This is a genomic window from Pseudomonas sp. DWP2-2 (genome assembly GCF_049897065.1).
Lineage (GTDB): Bacteria > Pseudomonadota > Gammaproteobacteria > Pseudomonadales > Pseudomonadaceae > Aquipseudomonas > Aquipseudomonas paracarnis.
The window spans coordinates 585757-603083 of sequence record NZ_JAFCVN010000002.1; the positions used below are offsets into that span (position 1 = coordinate 585757).

Annotated in this window: 19 protein-coding genes; 11 read left to right on the forward strand and 8 right to left on the reverse strand. The window is 57.4% G+C overall.

What is annotated here, in order from left to right:
• The first annotated feature begins 211 nt into the window (after positions 1-211).
• Positions 212-733, forward strand: coding sequence for a cupredoxin domain-containing protein (locus tag ACP7CZ_RS06730; RefSeq protein ID WP_057975697.1), 522 nt, complete (start codon positions 212-214; stop codon positions 731-733).
• Between the two features lie 66 nt (positions 734-799).
• A complete protein-coding gene (gene queF / locus ACP7CZ_RS06735; RefSeq protein ID WP_259038389.1) occupies positions 800-1630 on the forward strand; it encodes an NADPH-dependent 7-cyano-7-deazaguanine reductase QueF in 831 nt (276 codons plus the stop codon).
• 135 nt (positions 1631-1765) lie between these two features.
• On the opposite strand, the gene ACP7CZ_RS06740 is transcribed toward queF, so the two are convergent.
• Positions 1766-2032: a DUF4404 family protein gene (locus ACP7CZ_RS06740; protein ID WP_014717525.1), complete on the reverse strand. Its 267-nt coding sequence runs from the start codon at positions 2030-2032 to the stop codon at positions 1766-1768.
• Between the two features lie 111 nt (positions 2033-2143).
• A complete protein-coding gene (locus ACP7CZ_RS06745) occupies positions 2144-2752 on the reverse strand; it encodes an HAD family phosphatase (protein WP_294150038.1) in 609 nt (202 codons plus the stop codon).
• Positions 2753-2947: 195 nt separating this feature from the next.
• Between ACP7CZ_RS06745 and ACP7CZ_RS06750 the strand changes: the two genes are divergently transcribed.
• Positions 2948-3637, forward strand: coding sequence for an MlaA family lipoprotein (locus ACP7CZ_RS06750; protein WP_003189688.1), 690 nt, complete (start codon positions 2948-2950; stop codon positions 3635-3637).
• Positions 3638-3774: 137 nt separating this feature from the next.
• On the opposite strand, the gene ACP7CZ_RS06755 is transcribed toward ACP7CZ_RS06750, so the two are convergent.
• Positions 3775-4071 carry a PilZ domain-containing protein gene (locus ACP7CZ_RS06755; RefSeq protein WP_072446768.1) on the reverse strand — a complete coding sequence of 99 codons (297 nt, stop codon included), beginning with the start codon at positions 4069-4071 and terminating at the stop codon, positions 3775-3777.
• A 276-nt stretch (positions 4072-4347) separates the two neighbouring features.
• Between ACP7CZ_RS06755 and rssB the strand changes: the two genes are divergently transcribed.
• Positions 4348-5529 (forward strand): two-component system response regulator RssB, encoded by a 1182-nt coding sequence (gene rssB / locus ACP7CZ_RS06760; RefSeq protein ID WP_014717527.1) that lies wholly within the window; start codon positions 4348-4350, stop codon positions 5527-5529.
• On the forward strand, positions 5529-6011 hold the full coding sequence (gene rssC / locus ACP7CZ_RS06765) for an anti-sigma factor antagonist RssC (protein WP_003172602.1): 483 nt from the start codon (positions 5529-5531) through the stop codon (positions 6009-6011). The genes rssB and rssC overlap by 1 nt, the downstream gene beginning before the upstream one ends.
• Before the next feature lie 196 nt (positions 6012-6207).
• Here the strand turns inward: rssC and tal are convergent, their stop codons facing one another.
• Positions 6208-7134 (reverse strand): transaldolase, encoded by a 927-nt coding sequence (gene tal / locus ACP7CZ_RS06770; protein WP_003189693.1) that lies wholly within the window; start codon positions 7132-7134, stop codon positions 6208-6210.
• 412 nt (positions 7135-7546) lie between these two features.
• On the opposite strand from tal, the gene ACP7CZ_RS06775 reads away from it, so the two are divergent.
• Positions 7547-8293 carry a hypothetical protein gene (locus ACP7CZ_RS06775; RefSeq protein ID WP_054919936.1) on the forward strand — a complete coding sequence of 249 codons (747 nt, stop codon included), beginning with the start codon at positions 7547-7549 and terminating at the stop codon, positions 8291-8293.
• 198 nt (positions 8294-8491) lie between these two features.
• On the opposite strand, the gene dusA is transcribed toward ACP7CZ_RS06775, so the two are convergent.
• From dusA to ACP7CZ_RS06790, 3 genes are all read right to left on the reverse strand, one after another.
• Positions 8492-9478 carry a tRNA dihydrouridine(20/20a) synthase DusA gene (gene dusA, locus ACP7CZ_RS06780; protein WP_057975704.1) on the reverse strand — a complete coding sequence of 329 codons (987 nt, stop codon included), beginning with the start codon at positions 9476-9478 and terminating at the stop codon, positions 8492-8494.
• Between the two features lie 82 nt (positions 9479-9560).
• A complete protein-coding gene (locus ACP7CZ_RS06785) occupies positions 9561-9845 on the reverse strand; it encodes a type II toxin-antitoxin system RelE/ParE family toxin (protein WP_054899088.1) in 285 nt (94 codons plus the stop codon).
• Positions 9835-10077: a CopG family ribbon-helix-helix protein gene (locus ACP7CZ_RS06790; RefSeq protein ID WP_054899089.1), complete on the reverse strand. Its 243-nt coding sequence runs from the start codon at positions 10075-10077 to the stop codon at positions 9835-9837. Before ACP7CZ_RS06790 ends, ACP7CZ_RS06785 begins: the two co-directional genes overlap by 11 nt.
• Positions 10078-10447: 370 nt before the next feature.
• Here ACP7CZ_RS06790 and ACP7CZ_RS06795 point away from each other — a divergent pair, with 370 nt between their 5' ends.
• From ACP7CZ_RS06795 to ACP7CZ_RS06810, 4 genes are all read left to right on the forward strand, one after another.
• Positions 10448-11695, forward strand: coding sequence for an SH3 domain-containing protein (locus ACP7CZ_RS06795; protein WP_294363430.1), 1248 nt, complete (start codon positions 10448-10450; stop codon positions 11693-11695).
• 90 nt (positions 11696-11785) lie between these two features.
• On the forward strand, positions 11786-12382 hold the full coding sequence (locus ACP7CZ_RS06800; protein ID WP_054898635.1) for a hypothetical protein: 597 nt from the start codon (positions 11786-11788) through the stop codon (positions 12380-12382).
• Between the two features lie 223 nt (positions 12383-12605).
• Positions 12606-12881: a DUF6124 family protein gene (locus ACP7CZ_RS06805; RefSeq protein WP_229999649.1), complete on the forward strand. Its 276-nt coding sequence runs from the start codon at positions 12606-12608 to the stop codon at positions 12879-12881.
• Between the two features lie 145 nt (positions 12882-13026).
• Positions 13027-13248, forward strand: coding sequence for a hypothetical protein (locus ACP7CZ_RS06810; protein WP_294149887.1), 222 nt, complete (start codon positions 13027-13029; stop codon positions 13246-13248).
• Positions 13249-13962: 714 nt separating this feature from the next.
• Here ACP7CZ_RS06810 and ACP7CZ_RS06815 read toward each other — a convergent pair.
• The gene (locus tag ACP7CZ_RS06815; protein ID WP_294149882.1) at positions 13963-15150 is read right to left on the reverse strand and encodes an MFS transporter; all 1188 of its coding nucleotides are present in this window, start codon (positions 15148-15150) and stop codon (positions 13963-13965) included.
• Between the two features lie 481 nt (positions 15151-15631).
• Here ACP7CZ_RS06815 and mqo point away from each other — a divergent pair, with 481 nt between their 5' ends.
• Entirely contained in the window at positions 15632-17278 is a 1647-nt protein-coding gene (gene mqo, locus ACP7CZ_RS06820; RefSeq protein ID WP_034126666.1) for a malate dehydrogenase (quinone), read from the forward strand.
• Positions 17279-17327: the final 49 nt, after the last annotated feature.

The window sequence follows — 17327 nt, forward strand, 5'->3', positions numbered from 1 at the left end:
CGCCAACGGTAACGCGGGCTGTCAGGCTTGACGCGTTGTGCTTAAGCCCTTCGCGAGCAAGCTCGCTCCTACAAAAAACATTGGGCTTTATACCGTGCTCGTCAGGGGATGGGCGCAAGCTGACAAAGTTGTAATCTAGCAGTCAGCTGGCTGGCAGCGAGGCCATCTTAAAGTGTTGCCCAAGCTGGATACCTATTTTGGAGAGTGAAAGATGGCGTTGCGTACACCTCTGTTATTGGCAGGCTGCCTGCTGGCGTTGAGTTTCAATGCCCTGGCAGATGCGACTCACACCTACGCGTTCGGCCAGCCGGCCCCGGCGGATAAAGCCACGCGCACCGTTGAAGTCACGCTGCGGGACATTGCCTTTGAGCCCAAGTCCCTGGACGTCAAGGCCGGTGAAACCGTGCGCTTTGTGCTGGTCAACAAAGGCCAGTTGCTGCATGAGTTCAACCTGGGAGACGCGGCCATGCATGCCGCCCACCAGAAAGAGATGTTGCAGATGCAAGCCAGTGGCATGCTCACCGCCACCGGCATGGGCAAGATGGATCACAGCGCCATGGGCCACGGCGACATGGGCGGCATGAAGCACGACGATCCCAACAGTGTGTTGGTGGAGCCGGGCAAGACGGCCGAACTGACCTGGACGTTCAAGCAGGCCACAGGCCTTGAGTTCGCCTGCAACCTGCCCGGGCATTACCAGGCGGGCATGGTCGGTAAACTGACCGTTGAGTGAGGCGTTTGTTAAGGGGGCGAGCAAAGGCTGGTAGACTGGCGCGGTTTATTTAGCCAGGTTTCCGCCATGCATCCCGCAGCCGAACATTCGCCGCTGGGCAAGTCCAGTGAATACATCAGCACCTACACGCCTTCGTTGCTGTTTCCGATTCCACGCGCCGCCAAGTGGGCCGAGCTGGGCCTGAGCGCCGAGACCCTGCCGTACAAGGGCGTGGATTTCTGGAACTGCTTCGAACTGTCCTGGTTGTTGCCATCGGGCAAGCCGGTGGTAGCCATCGGTGAGTTCAGCATTCCGGCCGACTCGCCGAACATCATCGAGTCCAAGTCGTTCAAGCTGTACCTCAACTCGCTGAACCAGACCGCGTTTGCCGATACGTCCAGCCTTGAAGCCACCTTGCGCACCGACCTCAGCTCTGCGGCCGGCAAGCCAGTGAGCGTGCGCATTCGCAGCCTGGCCGACATCGAGGCAGAAGGCGTGATGGCGTTGCCGGGCGTGTGCATTGACGGCCTGGATATCAACGTCAGCAGCTACGAACACCCGCGCCCGGAACTGCTGCGTTGCGATGATTCGCGCGTGGTGGAGGAGAGCGTGCACAGCCACCTGCTCAAATCCAACTGCCCGGTGACCAGCCAGCCTGACTGGGGCAGTGTGGTGGTGGAATACCGTGGTGCGGCGCTGGATCACGCCAGCCTGCTGGAATATATCGTCAGCTTTCGCCAGCACTCGGACTTTCATGAGCAGTGTGTGGAGCGGATCTTCCTGGACTTGCAGCGCTTGCTCAAGCCGGAGAAGTTGACGGTGTATGCACGCTATGTGCGCCGGGGTGGGTTGGATATCAACCCGTATCGCAGCACTGAGAACACCCAGTTCCTGAACGTGCGCCTGGCGCGTCAGTAAGCCTTCATACAAAAAACTGTGGGAACTGGCTTGCCTGCGATTGCGATCTTTCAGTCATTCATCAAGTGACTGATACACCGCTATCGCAGGCAAGCCAGCTCCCACATTTGGTTTTGTGTTTGGCTTGGGCTGGGGTTAGATGCCGATATTGCCCAGGGTCAGCACGATATTGCGCAACGTCCCGGCAATGCCTGGATGGTCCAGTTCAAAACCTTCCACTGCCCGGTTCACATCGTCAGCGATGCTGGGCGTCTGGGTGGCCGGTTCCATTTCCAACTGGACTTCGAATTTGGCGATCAACTCTTCCAATGCTTGACGTTTCTCGGCGGGCAACTCGGGATGATTCTCCAGTTGCTCACGCACAATATCGGCCTGCTGTTGTAACTTCTCGCGATCAGGCATGACGTTCTTTCCTTTTATCGATAGGCACTGGCATAGACCGCGGCACGCCGTGAAAGGTCTACGGGCTGACCTGTAGATTAATCCACTGCGGCCAACTGTGCATGATCTCGATCAGGGCTTCTCGCCCTTGAGCTGGCGCAGGCGGATGTCGGCCAGGCAGGTGCCGAGTTCGCCGAGGTGGTCGATCACCGAATGCACACCCAGGCCATAGAGCGCCACCGTGGCCTTGCCGCGCTTGTGTTCGCGTTGCTGCTCGGTCAGCGCCTGCCATTGCTGGGGCGACAGGCCGCAGAGCGAACCGCAGGAGGCCAGGCCGATGGTCCACAAACCGGCATTCAGGCCCGATTGCAGCAGGCGCGGCTCGCCGCTGACCAGTACGCAGCCTTCCAGGCGTTCGATGTTCAACTCCATCAGGGCTTGCCAGCAAGCGTGGGGCGCGGGCCAGCGAATGGAGGAGGGCGAGGTCGCCTTGAGCCAGCCAGGCAGGCCGGCGCAGAGTGGCGTGGTCACGGCGGGAGGCAGTTCGTCCAGCCAGGCGCAGGGCACGCCTTGTTCTTTGAGACTGCGCAGGATTTTCAATGCGCCCGGCGTGGCCTCGGCGTCGGCGCAAGGTGAGTCGCTGCGCGCCAGGGAACCAAAATCCACCAGGCAGCCACTCAGGCCAAATAACACGGCGGTCAATGAGGGGGCGGCGGCGACGGCAATCTCGGCGTGTGGCATCTGAACGTCCCTGAAATAGCTGCCACGCTATCGGGGCGGCATGACAAGGGGATGACACTGTCGATATTTGTAGGAATTTTGTGCATTTTCCCTAAGACGATTCTAGGTAGCTGCCTAAATCGGCACTTCCGTCATATACTGACAGCCTTATTCAGGGCATAGCGCCCATGACAGACCATTCAAGGAGCAAAAGCTATGCGCTGGAGCCAGTACTTCGCTCAGCTATCGGTGTGTGCCACCATCCTGTTGGCGCCTTTCGCAGCCCAAGCGGCCTCGGAAGATGACCCATGGGAAAGCGTCAACCGCCCCATCTTCACCTTCAACGACACCGTTGACACCTATGCCCTCAAGCCAATCGCCCAGGGCTATCAGTTCGTCACCCCACAATTTGTGCAGGACGGCGTTCACAACTTCTTCCGCAACATCGGTGATGTCGGCAACCTGGCCAACAACGTGCTGCAACTCAAGCCGCACAATGCAGGCGTCGACACCGCCCGCCTGTTGGTCAACACCACATTTGGCGTACTGGGCTTTATCGACGTCGGCACCAAAATGGGGCTGCAGCGCAGCGACGAAGACTTCGGCCAGACCCTGGGCTACTGGGGCGTGGGCAGTGGCCCGTACGTGATGATCCCGTTGCTGGGCCCAAGCACCTTGCGTGATGCGCCGTCCAAATACGTCGACAGCTACACCCAACCGTACCGCTACATGAACGACATCGGCTGGCGTAACAGCACCTTCGGCCTCAACGTTGTCGACGTACGCGCCAGCCTGCTCGACAGCGAGAAGCTGATCAGCGGCGACAAGTACACCTTCATTCGTAACGCTTACCTGCAGAACCGCGAGTTCAAGGTCAAGGACGGCAAGGTCGTTGACGACTTTTAAGCTGTGACGTTTTGAAATGAAAAAGGCGACCTTTGTAAGGTCGCCTTTTTTGTGCGCGCTGATCGTTCCCCACGCTCCGCGTGGGAAGGCATCCCGTGACGCTCCGCGTCACCTTTGCGCAGGGGCTGGATGTTGCGTTAGCGCATTTTCAGAATCTTGAGGCCCAGATGCTGGTCATCGCCTACCGCTTTGGCCCACACCACCTGGGTATCCGCCTCAAGACCCCTGAGCGCGGCGTGCTCTGAATCAATGCGCACGGTCAGCAGGTCGCCCACAGTGAACTGGCGAGGTGCCTGCACCTGCATGCCGGAACTGGAGAGGTCCACGCAGGTGCCGGCAATCTCCTGCCCGGCATGGATCAAAGACACATCGGCATCTATTCGCATGCGGATGAAATCGCGTTTTTCGGCGTAGTCGCGCTCGTGTTCGCTCACAGCATCCATCCTTACTTTGCGTTGTGGTTGTGAGGGTTCTTATAACTCCCGGTGATTTGCGGTGTAAAGACGCCCGGCGACCATCGGCATGAGCTTGAAACCCCTCACGGATGGGAGTACCGTCTGCGCCTTAGAAGGGCACCTCTGCTTTACCGTTGTGCATGGGCCAAATCCCAATGCTTTGTAGGACAGAGAGGCTAGAAAGCGAATCCAGTACGTGAGCCCGGCCATTGCCGAGCCGCCTACGCCAACCTAATTCTGGCGCCGTTTGCCCACATGCAAAAAACCAGTGCCACGCTGCTGATAATCGATGACGACGAAGTAGTGCGCGCGAGCCTCGCGGCCTACTTGGAAGACAGTGGCTTCAGCGTCCTGCAGGCCAGTAATGGCCAACAGGGTCTCCAGGTATTCGAGCGCGACAAGCCCGACCTTGTGATCTGCGACCTGCGCATGCCCCAGATGGGCGGCCTGGAGCTGATTCGCCAGGTGACCGACCTTGCCCCGCAAACGCCGGTGATTGTCGTGTCCGGTGCCGGTGTCATGAACGATGCCGTTGAAGCCTTGCGCCTGGGCGCCGCCGATTACCTGATCAAGCCCCTGGAAGACCTGGCCGTGCTGGAGCACTCGGTGCGCCGCGCCCTGGACCGTGCACGCCTGCTCCTGGAAAACCAGCGCTACCGCGAAAAGCTCGAGACCGCCAACCGCGAACTCGAAGCCAGCCTGAACCTGCTGCAGGAAGACCAGAACGCCGGGCGCCAGGTGCAGATGAACATGCTGCCGGTGAGCCCCTGGACGATTGACGAGTTCAAGTTTGCCCACCAGATCATCCCGTCGTTGTACCTGTCGGGTGATTTTGTCGACTATTTCCGCGTCGATGAGCGCCGCGTGGCGTTCTACCTGGCCGACGTTTCCGGCCACGGCGCGTCTTCTGCCTTTGTTACCGTGTTGTTGAAGTTCATGACCACACGGCTGTTGTTCGAGTCCAAGCGCAACGGCACCTTGCCGGAGTTCACCCCCTCCGAGGTGCTGGGCCACATCAACCGGGGCCTGATCAGCTGCAAGCTGGGCAAGCACGTGACGATGGTCGGCGGCGTGATCGACGAAGAAACCGGTCTTTTGACCTACAGCATTGGCGGCCACCTGCCGATGCCTGTTTTGTACACTCCTGACAGTGTGCGCTACCTGGAAGGGCGTGGCCTGCCCGTAGGCTTGTTTAACGAAGCCACCTACGAAGACCACATCCTGGAACTGCCGCCGACCTTCAGCCTGACGCTGATGTCCGACGGTATTCTGGACCTTCTTCCAGAGCCTACACTCAAAGAGAAAGAAGCCGCCTTGCCCCAAAAGGTCAAGTCGGCGGGCGGCAGCCTGGATGGCCTGCGGCAGGTTTTTGGATTGGCCACGCTAGGGGAGATGCCGGATGATATCGCCCTATTGGTGTTGAGCAGGAATCTTTGATGAGTACCGGAAGAATCCAATTCGCCGAGCAAGACGGGACCTTCGTCCTGAAGTTTGTCGGTGAAGTGCGCCTGACCTTGTGTTCGGCCCTGGATGCGACGATCGAGCGGATCTTCACTGCGCTGAACTTCTCGGCGATCGTGATCGACCTGACCGAAACGCGCAGCATCGATAGCACCACCCTGGGCCTGTTGGCCAAATTGTCCATTCTGTCTCGGCAGAAGGTCGGCCTATTGCCGACCGTGGTCACCACCCACGAAGACATCACCCGTCTGTTGCAATCCATGGGCTTTGACCAGGTGTTCAACATCGTTGACCGCCCCATCCCGTGCCCTGAGTGCCTGACCGACCTGCCGTCCCAGGACCAGTCCGAGGAAGTGGTGCGGGTCAAGGTGCTGGAAGCGCACAAAATCCTGATGGGCTTGAATGAGTCCAACCGCGAAGCCTTCCACGACCTCGTCAACGCCCTCGAGCGGCACTGACGGCCTCCCTGCCCAAACACACACAGTCCAATGTGGGAGCTGGCTTGCCTGCGATTACGCAGTGTCAGTCGATGAAGTGTTGGCTGGCCCACCGCTATCGCAGGCAAGCCAGCTCCCACATCGGACGGCGGTGACACCGACGCACAAAAAAGGGCGACACCCTCACAGGTGCCGCCCTTTTTGCTGCTATCTGCTTTTACAGCTTGGCCGACAACAACGCCTCCAGTTTCTCCTGGTCCCGAGCAAACTGACGAATCCCCTCCGCCAGCTTCTCAGTCGCCATCGCGTCCTCGTTGGACTCCCAACGGAACTGCGCTTCAGTCATATGCACACGGGCCTCACCGGCATGGCCTGGCGCCAATTTGCGCTCCAGCTTGCCTTCATCGGCTGCCAGCTTCTCCAACAGGTCCGGGCTGATGGTCAGGCGATCACAACCGGCCAGTTCCTCGATCTGGCTGAGGTTACGGAAGCTCGCACCCATCACTACTGTTTTGTAGCCGTTAGCCTTGTAGTAGTTATAGATGCGCGTCACCGACTGCACGCCCGGGTCATCGGAACCGGTGTAGTCGTTGCCGTTGGCCTTCTTGTACCAGTCGTAGATACGGCCCACGAACGGCGAAATCAGAAACACACCCGCTTCCGCACAGGCAACGGCCTGGGCGAAGGAGAACAGCAGCGTCAGGTTGGTCTGGATGCCTTCTTTTTCCAGCTTCTCGGCGGCACGGATGCCTTCCCAGGTGGAGGCGATCTTGATCAGCACGCGATCGCGGCTAACGCCGGCTTTGTCGTACAGGTCGATCAGACGATGCGCACGCTTGAGAATGGCGGCCTCGTCAAATGACAGACGCGCATCCACCTCAGTGGAAATACGGCCCGGCACTACTTTGAGAATTTCTTGACCCACCGCCACCGCAAAGCGGTCACTGGCCAGGCCCACATCGCCGTTGCAGTCCTGCACGCACTCATCCAGCAGCTTGGCATAGCCAGGGATCGACGCAGCCTTGAGCAGCAGGGAAGGGTTGGTGGTAGCGTCTTGTGGCTTGAGCTTGGCGAGAGTGGAAAAATCGCCGGTATCGGCTACGACGGTGGTGAATTGCTTGAGTTGTTCCAGCTTGGAAGTCATGGGCGTGCTCTGTCCTGTGGGTCTAGTGACATTACCCGAGCGCTGGCAGGCGCTCAAGGGCGCAAATGCGTTAGGTCGTTTGCGAGGGCAATAACCTGGAAACGGCCGTTTGAATCACCGGCCGTGGTGCTCAATTGGAGGGCAAAATCGCAGCTAGGTTCAACTGGATTCCACCCGTCCTGCGCCACTGGTTTCAAGCCAGTTGATAGAGGCAATATCAATGTTTTGAAGTTGTGAAAAGTTTATTTTCCAGCTCTTTAGTTGTTGCTGTTTTTACTTGTGCTATACCTGACTGGCAAACGCTAACTTGGGCCGATAAAAACTCTGATGACATAACTGTCCGCGGCGAAGTGTGTGCGTCTGTGCATTAAAATCTGCTGGTTCGTTAGTTTGAAAGCAAAGGAGAGATGTAATGAAACGGAATATATCAACACTATTCGCCGCCCTGGGTTTTATTTGTTCAACAACGGTATTTGCCGATGTGACGGTACAGCAGGCCCTCAGCGCCGGTTGTTACGATACCCAGGAAATGCGTGGCATCATTGACACTGCCAAGGCAGGTAAACCCATGGGGAGCCGCACCCTGGAAAAGGAAAACGAACTGACCTCATCCTACGGCGGCAAGATCACCGATACCAGAGTGACTGCTCCTGCCACCTGGGTGTACCGCGCGTATGAGAGCGCGGACACCAACAATTGGCACGTCCAGAAACTCAAGGCCGGGGTGATCTACTCCAAAGCGCAGAACGACCTGGACAAATACCTCAGGGACGGTGGTACACCCGAAAAATACTGGGCCATCGATGGGCCTGACCTACACGCGCTGGGTTTTATCGGTGCCACCTACACGACAATGCGACTGCTCGCCTTACAGTCCAGCGACACCCCGAAAAGTCAGTTCGTGAGTTTTGCACTGGACTACGCCACCACCGGAACCTTTGGAGACGCCGTGTATGCACTGCAAGTAAACCCGAACTCACCCATTCTGGGGTTGGTTAACTGCAAAACGCCAGGCGGTGAAGTTCAATTTCAAATACTCGGCGGCACCACATTCAACACGCTTTACCGAAAAGTCAGGACCGATAAAGATTGGAAAAGGTATAACCGCGACACCGACCAATGGGTAACTGTGCCCAAAGGAACAGTGCCGGAAAACTAAGCAACAGTGCAGCAAGGGCCGGCAGCACCTGCCGCGCCCTTGCAATCACCGCTAAATATGTGGGAGCTGGCTTGCCTGCGATAGCGCCGGTACACCCAATGAGCACTTACCTGACACTCACCAGGCAAAAATGTGGGAGCTGGCTTGCCTGCGATAACGTCGGTACGCCCAATGAGCATCTACCTGACACTCGACCAATCACCGCCCCTCCAACAACGTCCCCGCCTGATCCAGCAACGCCAACGGATCCGCCGCCTTATGAATATCCACCGACAACAACTGCCTGAACTTGCGCGCCCCTGGAAACCCCGTGCCCAACCCCAACACATGCCGAGTAATGTGATGCATCGTCCCACCACTGGCCAAATGCTCAGCAATATAAGGCCGCAACTGCGCCAACGCCTCCGCCCGGCTAATCACCGGCGCCTCACTGCCAAACAACCGCTGGTCCACCTCCGCCAACAGATACGGATTGTGATAAGCCTCCCGCCCCAGCATCACCCCATCAAACGTCTGCAAATGCTCCTGGCACTGCTCCAGCGTCTTGATCCCACCATTGAGATTAATCTCCAACTCCGGAAAATCCCGCTTCAACTGCGCCGCCACGTCATAACGCAACGGCGGAATGTCCCGGTTCTCCTTGGGCGACAACCCCTCCAGAATCGCAATCCGCGCATGCACGGTAAAACTGGTGCAACCGGCGTTCTTCACCGTCCCGACGAAGTCACACAACTCGGCATAACTGTCCCGACCATTGATGCCGATACGGTGCTTCACCGTCACCGGAATCGACACCGCATCGCGCATGGCCTTCACACAGTCCGCCACAAGGGCAGGGTGCGCCATCAGGATCGCGCCGATCATATTGTTCTGCACCCGGTCGCTGGGGCAGCCGACGTTCAGGTTCACTTCGTCGTAACCCGCGGCCTCGGCCATACGGGCGCAGGCGGCCAGATCGGCCGGGACACTGCCGCCCAACTGGAGCGCCAGCGGGTGCTCGGCTTCGTTGTGGCGCAGGAAGCGGTCGTGGTCGCCATGGAGGATAGCGCCGGTGGTGACCATCTCGGTGTAGAGCAGGGCGTGTTTGGAGAGCAGGCGTAGGAAGAACCGGCAGTGGCGGTCGGTCCAGTCCATCATGGGGGCGACGGAGAAGCGGCGGGAGAGTGGGGCGGTTTGTAGGGACATGGGGATCTGATTCAGCGAGGCGAATGGGGCGCAGTTTATCAGGGATGGATCTTGGGTGTCGGGGAGGCGTGTTCTGTGTTCATTACCAGTTTGAACGAGGGCGCTGCCGCGTATGAAATATGCCGAGTATTTGTAGGCGATCACCGCGTACCCGATAGGGGGTCAGATAAGACCAGTTGGGTACTGCCCATTCCCGAGTCTGTTTAACCCGACCTTCACGGTCCATTGAGGGAAAGTGAGTGAGTTTGTCGACGCTGGCGAACATGGCGACGGAGAAGTCGTCGGCCGCCTTGGGATTTTCGAGAGCAATGTAGTTTGCTTCGTCTTCCAGATTTTTGAGTGCTTTTTCAAGCCACTCAATCTGCATTTTTGCTCCAGCGCCTGGCGCGCATGGCGGCCACTTGGTCAACGGTGGCGAATTTGCCTTCGTCGGCTTCCTTTACCGCTTGCTCAATTTGAGCGGTCAGCGTTTTTTCATGCGCGATGTAGTCGCGAAGAACGTCCATCGCCAGGTAGCTCGCTGTCTGGCCGTTGGTTTTGGCAAGGTCGGTGAGAGAGTTGGACAGATCTTCCGGTAGGTTTAGGGATATCCCAGCCATGGCAGTCTCTATTATGGACGGTTGTGGGGCATCTTACCGCTTGGGGCGTTGGCTTGAATCATCAGGTCGTCGCGCGATGTATCTGCAAGTGATTCGGTCTTTTTTCCTCTGTCGCTTCGAAGCCGGGAGACCGTGTTCCGGCAACTGCATCTGTTCATTGTTCGTTCATCGTCGTCTGCAACTCATCTGCCAGAGCATGTCGCTGAATAGTCGTTGCTTGTCCGCGCTTTGCATTCTTGCTAGACGATATCAATCCTTGAATGGACTACATCATTATCTCTGGCTACGATCGTCAAAATACGCGGCCCTTGGTCGCCATGGTGTATCTAGTACCGTCATCTAGCAGTGGACTGCTAGCAAGGAGTCACAGATGAGCGACGAAGAAACGTGTCCCCCGGACGGCCAGAAGAAAGCCAGTTTTACGTTGGGTAGCAATGCGGATGATCTTTTGAACTCCGCTCCCTTGGCTAAAATCGTCCGGTCTTGGGAAGAAGGTCCAGCGGCAAAAGCTATGGCTGCAATGGCGGCATCAGCGAAAACTTGGGAAGAGGGTCCAGCGGCAAAAGCTATGGCTGCAATGGCGGCATCAGCGAAAACTTGGGAAGAGGGTCCAGCGGCAAAAGCTATGGCTGCAATGGCGGCATCAGCGAAAACTTGGGAAGAGGGTCCAGCGGCAAAAGCTATGGCTGCAATGGTGGCATCAGCGAGAGCTTGGGAAGAGGGGCCAACGGCAAAAGCTATGGCTGCAATGGCAGCATCAGCGAGAACTTGGGAAGAGGGTCCAACGGCAAAAGCTTTGGCTGCAATGGCGGCATCAACGAGAACTTGGGAAGAGGGGCCAGCGGCAAAAGCTATGGCTGCAATGGCGGCATCAACGAGAACCTGGGAAGAAGGCGCTGTGGCGAAGGCTCTGTCTGCAGCTTCAATTACATGGGGAGAACATTCAGCTTTTAGGGCGGCAGTGTCTGCGGTCAGATCTTTGGACGCATTTTCCGCTATGAGGGAGCTTGCAGAACCGACTGTAACTCTGTCCCGGTGGGGGGTCTCGGGAGCAATAACTGTTGATGCTGTACTTGAGGAACTAGCTAGTCGAACTGATATTACTGTAAAACAGTCTGCTGAAAATTTGTATGAGTTGCTTCAGAAGAGCGAGCCTCAAAGCAATCCGGGATGGGCCGATGTAGCTCAGGTTGGAGAGGCTAAAACTTCTGCCCCCGTCCAATCTCTCAATGCGATCCCAACATACGCCCTGCTGTTCTGGCTCTATGTCGTAGCTCCATTGGTTTACGTGATGGTTAATTGGGAGAGTGCTCGGATAGGTTTAGCTGACTTGAATGCCCGACTCCCCCAGACCGAATTGCTTTCAGAAATTAGAAATTTTATCCGTACGGAAATTGCAGGTAAACCAGCGGATGTCCGGTTAGTCAAAGGCAAAAACGTGCGTCTCAGAGCAGGGCCTGGAATGAAGACAGACGTGATATTACTTTTGCCACCGGATGCAATTGTGGTCGTACTTGGCAAGGAAGATAGAACTTGGCTATACGTCTCGTATGAACATCAGGGCTATATGGTGGATGGATATCTATCTACCCAGTTCTTGAAGAAGATACGCAAGTAATCTATATTCGATAATTTATTCTAAGTTACCTATTAGAAGCCGGTTTAACATGAGGCGCGAGTCAGATCCTATGGGCGAGAAGATAAAGTTATGGAGTTAGAAGCCATCAGTGGTTTTGCTATAGTTGAAGCGCTTAGAACATTTCAGATTAAATCCATCGGAGACATGCTTGCCAAGTTGGATTGGGAGATCGAACAACTTCAGGCAAGCCAATTTTCCCAAGGAGCGCAATCGGTAAATTTTTCGAGCTACTTTGCCATAAACGCTGCGCTCACAGCTTTTCACGTTTGCGACTGGATATGGCATACCGGTACGCAGCAGCAAAGAATTTCTTGGCTACAATTTGCGCCAGCTATATCCACGACGAAAGGTAAAACGCGATTCCAGGTAGGCCTGAAAAATCAATGCCCCGAGTTTGGAGTGTGCAGAGAAATAGCAAATTCGTTCAAACACCTCACAGACAACCAGTTTACGGACAAAGCTATTTTGACTGATGTGCCTTTGTTCGAGTTCTCGGTACCTGCCAGTGTGGGCTCGCTGAGGGCAGGAGATCCATTGGTTCAATATGCTAAAGTCCTTATGGTGCGCAGCAGGGATGGCATTACTCCAGTAGCCCATGTTCTTTCTAAAACATATGATTTTCTTGAGGATTTCTGCGAGAAAAATGGTTTTTTGGGTGGCAGTTAAATAAAGCTCACAAATTTAATGGGGGTTGGATATCGGTCGACAACATAACGTTAGGAGCTTTCCCACACGTTTTCCGGCTTGCCCGTCAGACCTCACACCGCTAGCCTCCTCAAGCCGCCGCAAACTCAGCGGCCGGAGGTGGAAGTCCGTATTGCTAAGGCGTTTTTAACTCCCGTACATATTTGGAGCTTCGCCCATGCACAACAACACACGCAGTTCTTCAATGGATCAAAGCGCATCATCCATCGATGCCGCCGTCGAACGCCCAAACCAAAATTTATTCCTCGTCAACCCAACCATCGACCCCGAAACCCTCCTGGCCAACGCCGCCGAAAACCTAGCATCCGCCAACGAAATGGCCGCCACTCTGGCGTTCGACCTCGACGATTCCCAACGCGCCATCGCCCTGGGCATTCAGCAGTTAATCGAGTTGAGCTCGCTGCTCGTTGACCGAGCTCAGGAGCAAGTTGCGCCTGTAACCGCCCCAGTCAAAGCCTGACAACCAACCCTGCCGCCTTGCCCAAGGCGGCAACCTGAACTCATGCTGTCACCCATCAAAGTTTCATAATTCCCTGCGCCGTTGAGGTCTACGATTCCCTGCGAGAGAGGACCCCAGCGCCTCCAGCCCATAGGGAACTGAAACCATGATCTCGAACCTCGTCAAACTTGTGATGATCACCGGCACGTTGATGTTAAGCGCTTGTTCATCTTCATCGAGCGTGACCAGCAGCGAGCCGTGCTTTTCAGGCGGTTGCCAGGCATTTGGCGACCATAGTCCCAACAAAGCCGCGAAGATGAATTTCGGTGGCAGTGGGCTGGGGAGTAGTTATGGGGAGTATGGTTCGGGGTTGTTGCATGATGATTGATGGGGTGGTGGGGCGAGAGTGTTTTGCTTGCTTTGCTGGTTTGCAAAGTGAGCTGCCGTTGGGGTGGAACGCTAAGTAGCCGTTGCCTGAGTACCGGATAGTACGCGGTCTGATCCCGCATTTTCGTCGGCTGTCAGGTCTTCACGGGAGCAAGCTCCCTCGCCACAGGTGCAGCGTCGTGCCGAAGTTCTGTAGATATTTATGCTGCAATGGCGGTGGGTCAGTTAATTCGTCTGTTACTGATATACCGCTATCGCAGGCAAGCCAGCTCCCACATTAGCCATGTATCGCTCGCAGAATCAGCGCCCGGCTCGGATCCCTGTGGGAGAGGGCTTGCTCGCGATGGCGGTGGGTCAGTTAACTCATCTGTTACTGATATACCGCTATCGGCAGCCAGCTCCCACATTAGCCATGTATCGCTCGCAGAATCAGCGCCCGGCTCGGATCCCTGTGGGAGAGGGCTTGCTCGCGATGGCGGTGGGTCAGTTAACTCATCTGTCACTGATATACCGCTATCGCAGGCAAGCCAGCTCCCACATTGGCCATGTATCGCCCACAAAATCAGCGCCCGGCCCAGATCCCTGTGGGAGCGGGCTTGCTCGCGAAGGCGGCGTGTCAGTCACTGAATCTATAACTGAACCACTGCTTTCCCAGGCAAGCCAGCTCCACACATTGGTATTGTGTTCGCTTAGCTGATCGCTATTAGGTGAGCCGTTATTGACCGCCTTTCATCCGCCGGGCGATCAGGTATAGGCCCAGGCCGACCAGCGCTGTTGCGGCGCCGATGTAGCCGGTGCTGGTCCAGCCCAACCCTGCCGTAATCGCCATGCCGCCAAACCACGGGCCCAGCGCATTCGCCAGGTTAAACGCCGCATGGTTCGAAGCCGCTGCCAGGCTCGGCGCTTCGTGGGCGATGTCCATCAGACGAATCTGCAACGGTGCCGCCAACGCGACCATGGTGCCCACCAGCCCCATGCTCACCAGCACGCCCCACAGCGACGAGGCGGCGAAGGGGAAGAACAACAACACCGCCATCGACCACACCAATATCAAGCCCACTGCCCGAAACTGCATGCGATCAAACAGTTTGCCACCGGCAATGTTGCCGATGATGCCGCCCACGCCAAAGGCGGCGAGGCCGAAGGGGATCCACTGCGGCGAGACCTTGGTCACTTCGAGCATGGTCGGCGCCAGATAGCTGAATACGCAGAACATCCCGGCAAAGCCAATCGCGCCGATGGACAGGGCCATCCACACCTGGGGTTTGGTGAAGGCGCGCAGTTCTTTGCGTGGGTCGCTGCGTTGTTCGTCGTGGCGGTGGGGCACGAATTGCCAGACCAGGGCGATGGTGAGCAGGGCGATCACGCTGACCAGGGCGAACGCCGAGCGCCAGCCCAGGTGTTGGCCGAGGAAGGTGGCAATGGGGTTGCCCAGCAGCATGGCCAGGGTCAGGCCCATCATCACGCGGGCTACGGCGCCGGCGCGTTTGTCGGTGGGCACCATGCTGGAGGCGACCACGGCGGCGATGCCGAAGTAGGCGCCGTGGGGCAGGCCGCTGATAAAGCGGAAGGCCACCAGCGAGCCGAAGGTGGGGGTGAAGGCGGTGGCGAAGTTGCCCAGGGCGTACAGGCCCATCAGCAACAGCAGCATGTGTTTGCGCAGCAGCTTGGCGCCGAGGATGGCCAGCAGTGGGGCGCCGACCATCACGCCCAGGGCGTAGGCGCTGATTGCGTGGCCCACCTGGGGTTCGCTCAGGCCCAGGTTCTGGGCGATGTCGGGCATCAGGCCCATGATGGCGAATTCGCCGGTGCCGATCGCGAAGGCGCCCACGGCCATGGCTGCTTCCATTTTGGCGGCGCTGCGCGCGGGCAGTATGTGCCCGGGTGTTTGCTGGATAGTCATGGGTAACTCTGTTGGGGTGAAGTGCACGAAGACGGTCGTCGATGCTACGCAAGCCGCGACGAGGGTGTCTAGAACCGCCATTTGCGGCAGAGTTCCACGCCTGTGACCGCAGGTCGCGGCTGCCAGGCTTGACAGGGGCGCATTAAAAGCCGCGATTTAGGCCTGTCAATTGGCCAAACGGCGCATAAACGCTGTTTAGCGTGATATTCTGCGCGCCGTCTTGGGCTAGTCTTTCCCTGGTGCGTACACCCGTATACGTCCCAGCGGTTGGCTGTCGCCCAGGTAGCTGAAGCCAATAATGATAAGAAGTCAGCGCAGAAGGGACATAACAGTGAGGTCGATCCATCGGCCTTGTGTGCCCACCCTGCAGCCTTTATGTGACTGTGCAGACCCCGCGCTACGTTGCCTGACGTAGCGTGAACGAGGGTTACTCATGATCGGGGGCGGTAGGGCGGATGGCGTTTTATCATAGGTGCTACTGATGTTTAAAAAAGTAAACACTGCCCTGCTGGGGCTGGCTTTGTCGATGGGGATCACGTCCGTTCACGCGGAAGAGGCAAAGAAAGTCGATGTGCTGCTGATCGGCGGCGGCATCATGAGTGCAACCCTGGGTGTCTGGCTCAATGAGCTGGAACCGGATTGGTCGATGGAGATGGTCGAGCGCCTCGATGGCGTGGCCGAAGAAAGCTCCAACGGCTGGAACAACGCCGGTACCGGTCACTCGGCCCTGGCTGAGCTGAACTACACCCCGGAAGACAAGAACGGCAACGTTGAGATCCCGAAAGCGGTCGAGATCAACGAAGCGTTCCAGATCTCCCGTCAGTTCTGGTCCTGGCAGGTTCAGCAGGGCGTGTTGAAGAACCCGCGTTCGTTCATCAACTCCACTCCGCACATGAGTTTTGTGTGGGGCGATGACAACATCAAGTTCCTGAAAAAACGCTACGAAGCCCTGAAGGCCAGCCCGCTGTTCGCCGGCATGCAGTACTCCGAAGACCCGGCGCAGATTGCCAAGTGGGTTCCGTTGATGATGGAAGGGCGTGACCCGAGCCAGAAAATCGCGGCCACCTGGAGCCCGATCGGCACCGACGTAAACTTCGGCGAGATCACCCGCCAGTTCGTCGCTCACCTGCAAACTACGCCGAAGTTTGACTTGAAGCTGTCGAGCGAAGTGCAGGACATCACTAAGAACGCCGACGGTTCGTGGCGCGTGAGCTACAAAAACCTCAAAGACGGCACCAAGACTGAAACCGACGCCAAGTTCGTGTTCATCGGCGCCGGCGGCGGTGCCCTGCACTTGCTGCAGAAGTCGGGCATTCCTGAAGGCAAGGAATACGCAGGCTTCCCAGTCGGTGGTTCGTTCCTGGTGACCGAGAACCCGACCATCGCCGAGCAGCACCTGGCCAAGGCCTACGGTAAGGCTTCGGTAGGTTCGCCACCGATGTCGGTTCCGCACCTGGACACCCGCGTGCTGGATGGCAAGCGTGTGATTCTGTTTGGCCCATTCGCCACCTTCTCGACCAAGTTCCTGAAAGAAGGCTCGTACCTGGACCTGCTGACCAGCACCACCACCCACAACATCTGGCCTATGACCAAAGTCGGTATTCGTGAATACCCACTGGTCGAGTACCTCGCCGGCCAACTGATGCTGTCTGATGATGACCGTTTCAAGGCGCTGCAAGAGTACTTCCCGAACGCCAAGCAGTCCGACTGGCGCCTGTGGCAAGCCGGCCAGCGCGTGCAGATCATCAAGCGTGACGAAGAGCAAGGCGGCGTGCTGAAGCTGGGTACCGAAGTGGTCAGCTCTGCCGACAACACCATCGCCGGCCTGTTGGGTGCATCGCCAGGCGCGTCCACCGCGGCTCCGATCATGCTGACCGTGCTGCAAAAAGTGTTCAAGGACAAGGTAGCAAGCCCGGCCTGGCAGGAAAAACTGCACCAGATCGTGCCAAGCTACGGCACCAAGCTGAACGACAGCCCTGAAGCGGTTGCCAAGGAATGGGCCTACACTGCCGGTGTGCTGCAACTGACACCACCGCCAGCGATCCCGCAATTGGCCGCTCCACAGGCTACCGAGGCTGCCAAGCCTGCGGCTGAGCCAAGCAAGCCGGTTTCTGACCTGGCGCTGTAAGCCTCACCCACGAAAAAGCCCGCTGAACCGGTGACGGTCAGCGGGCTTT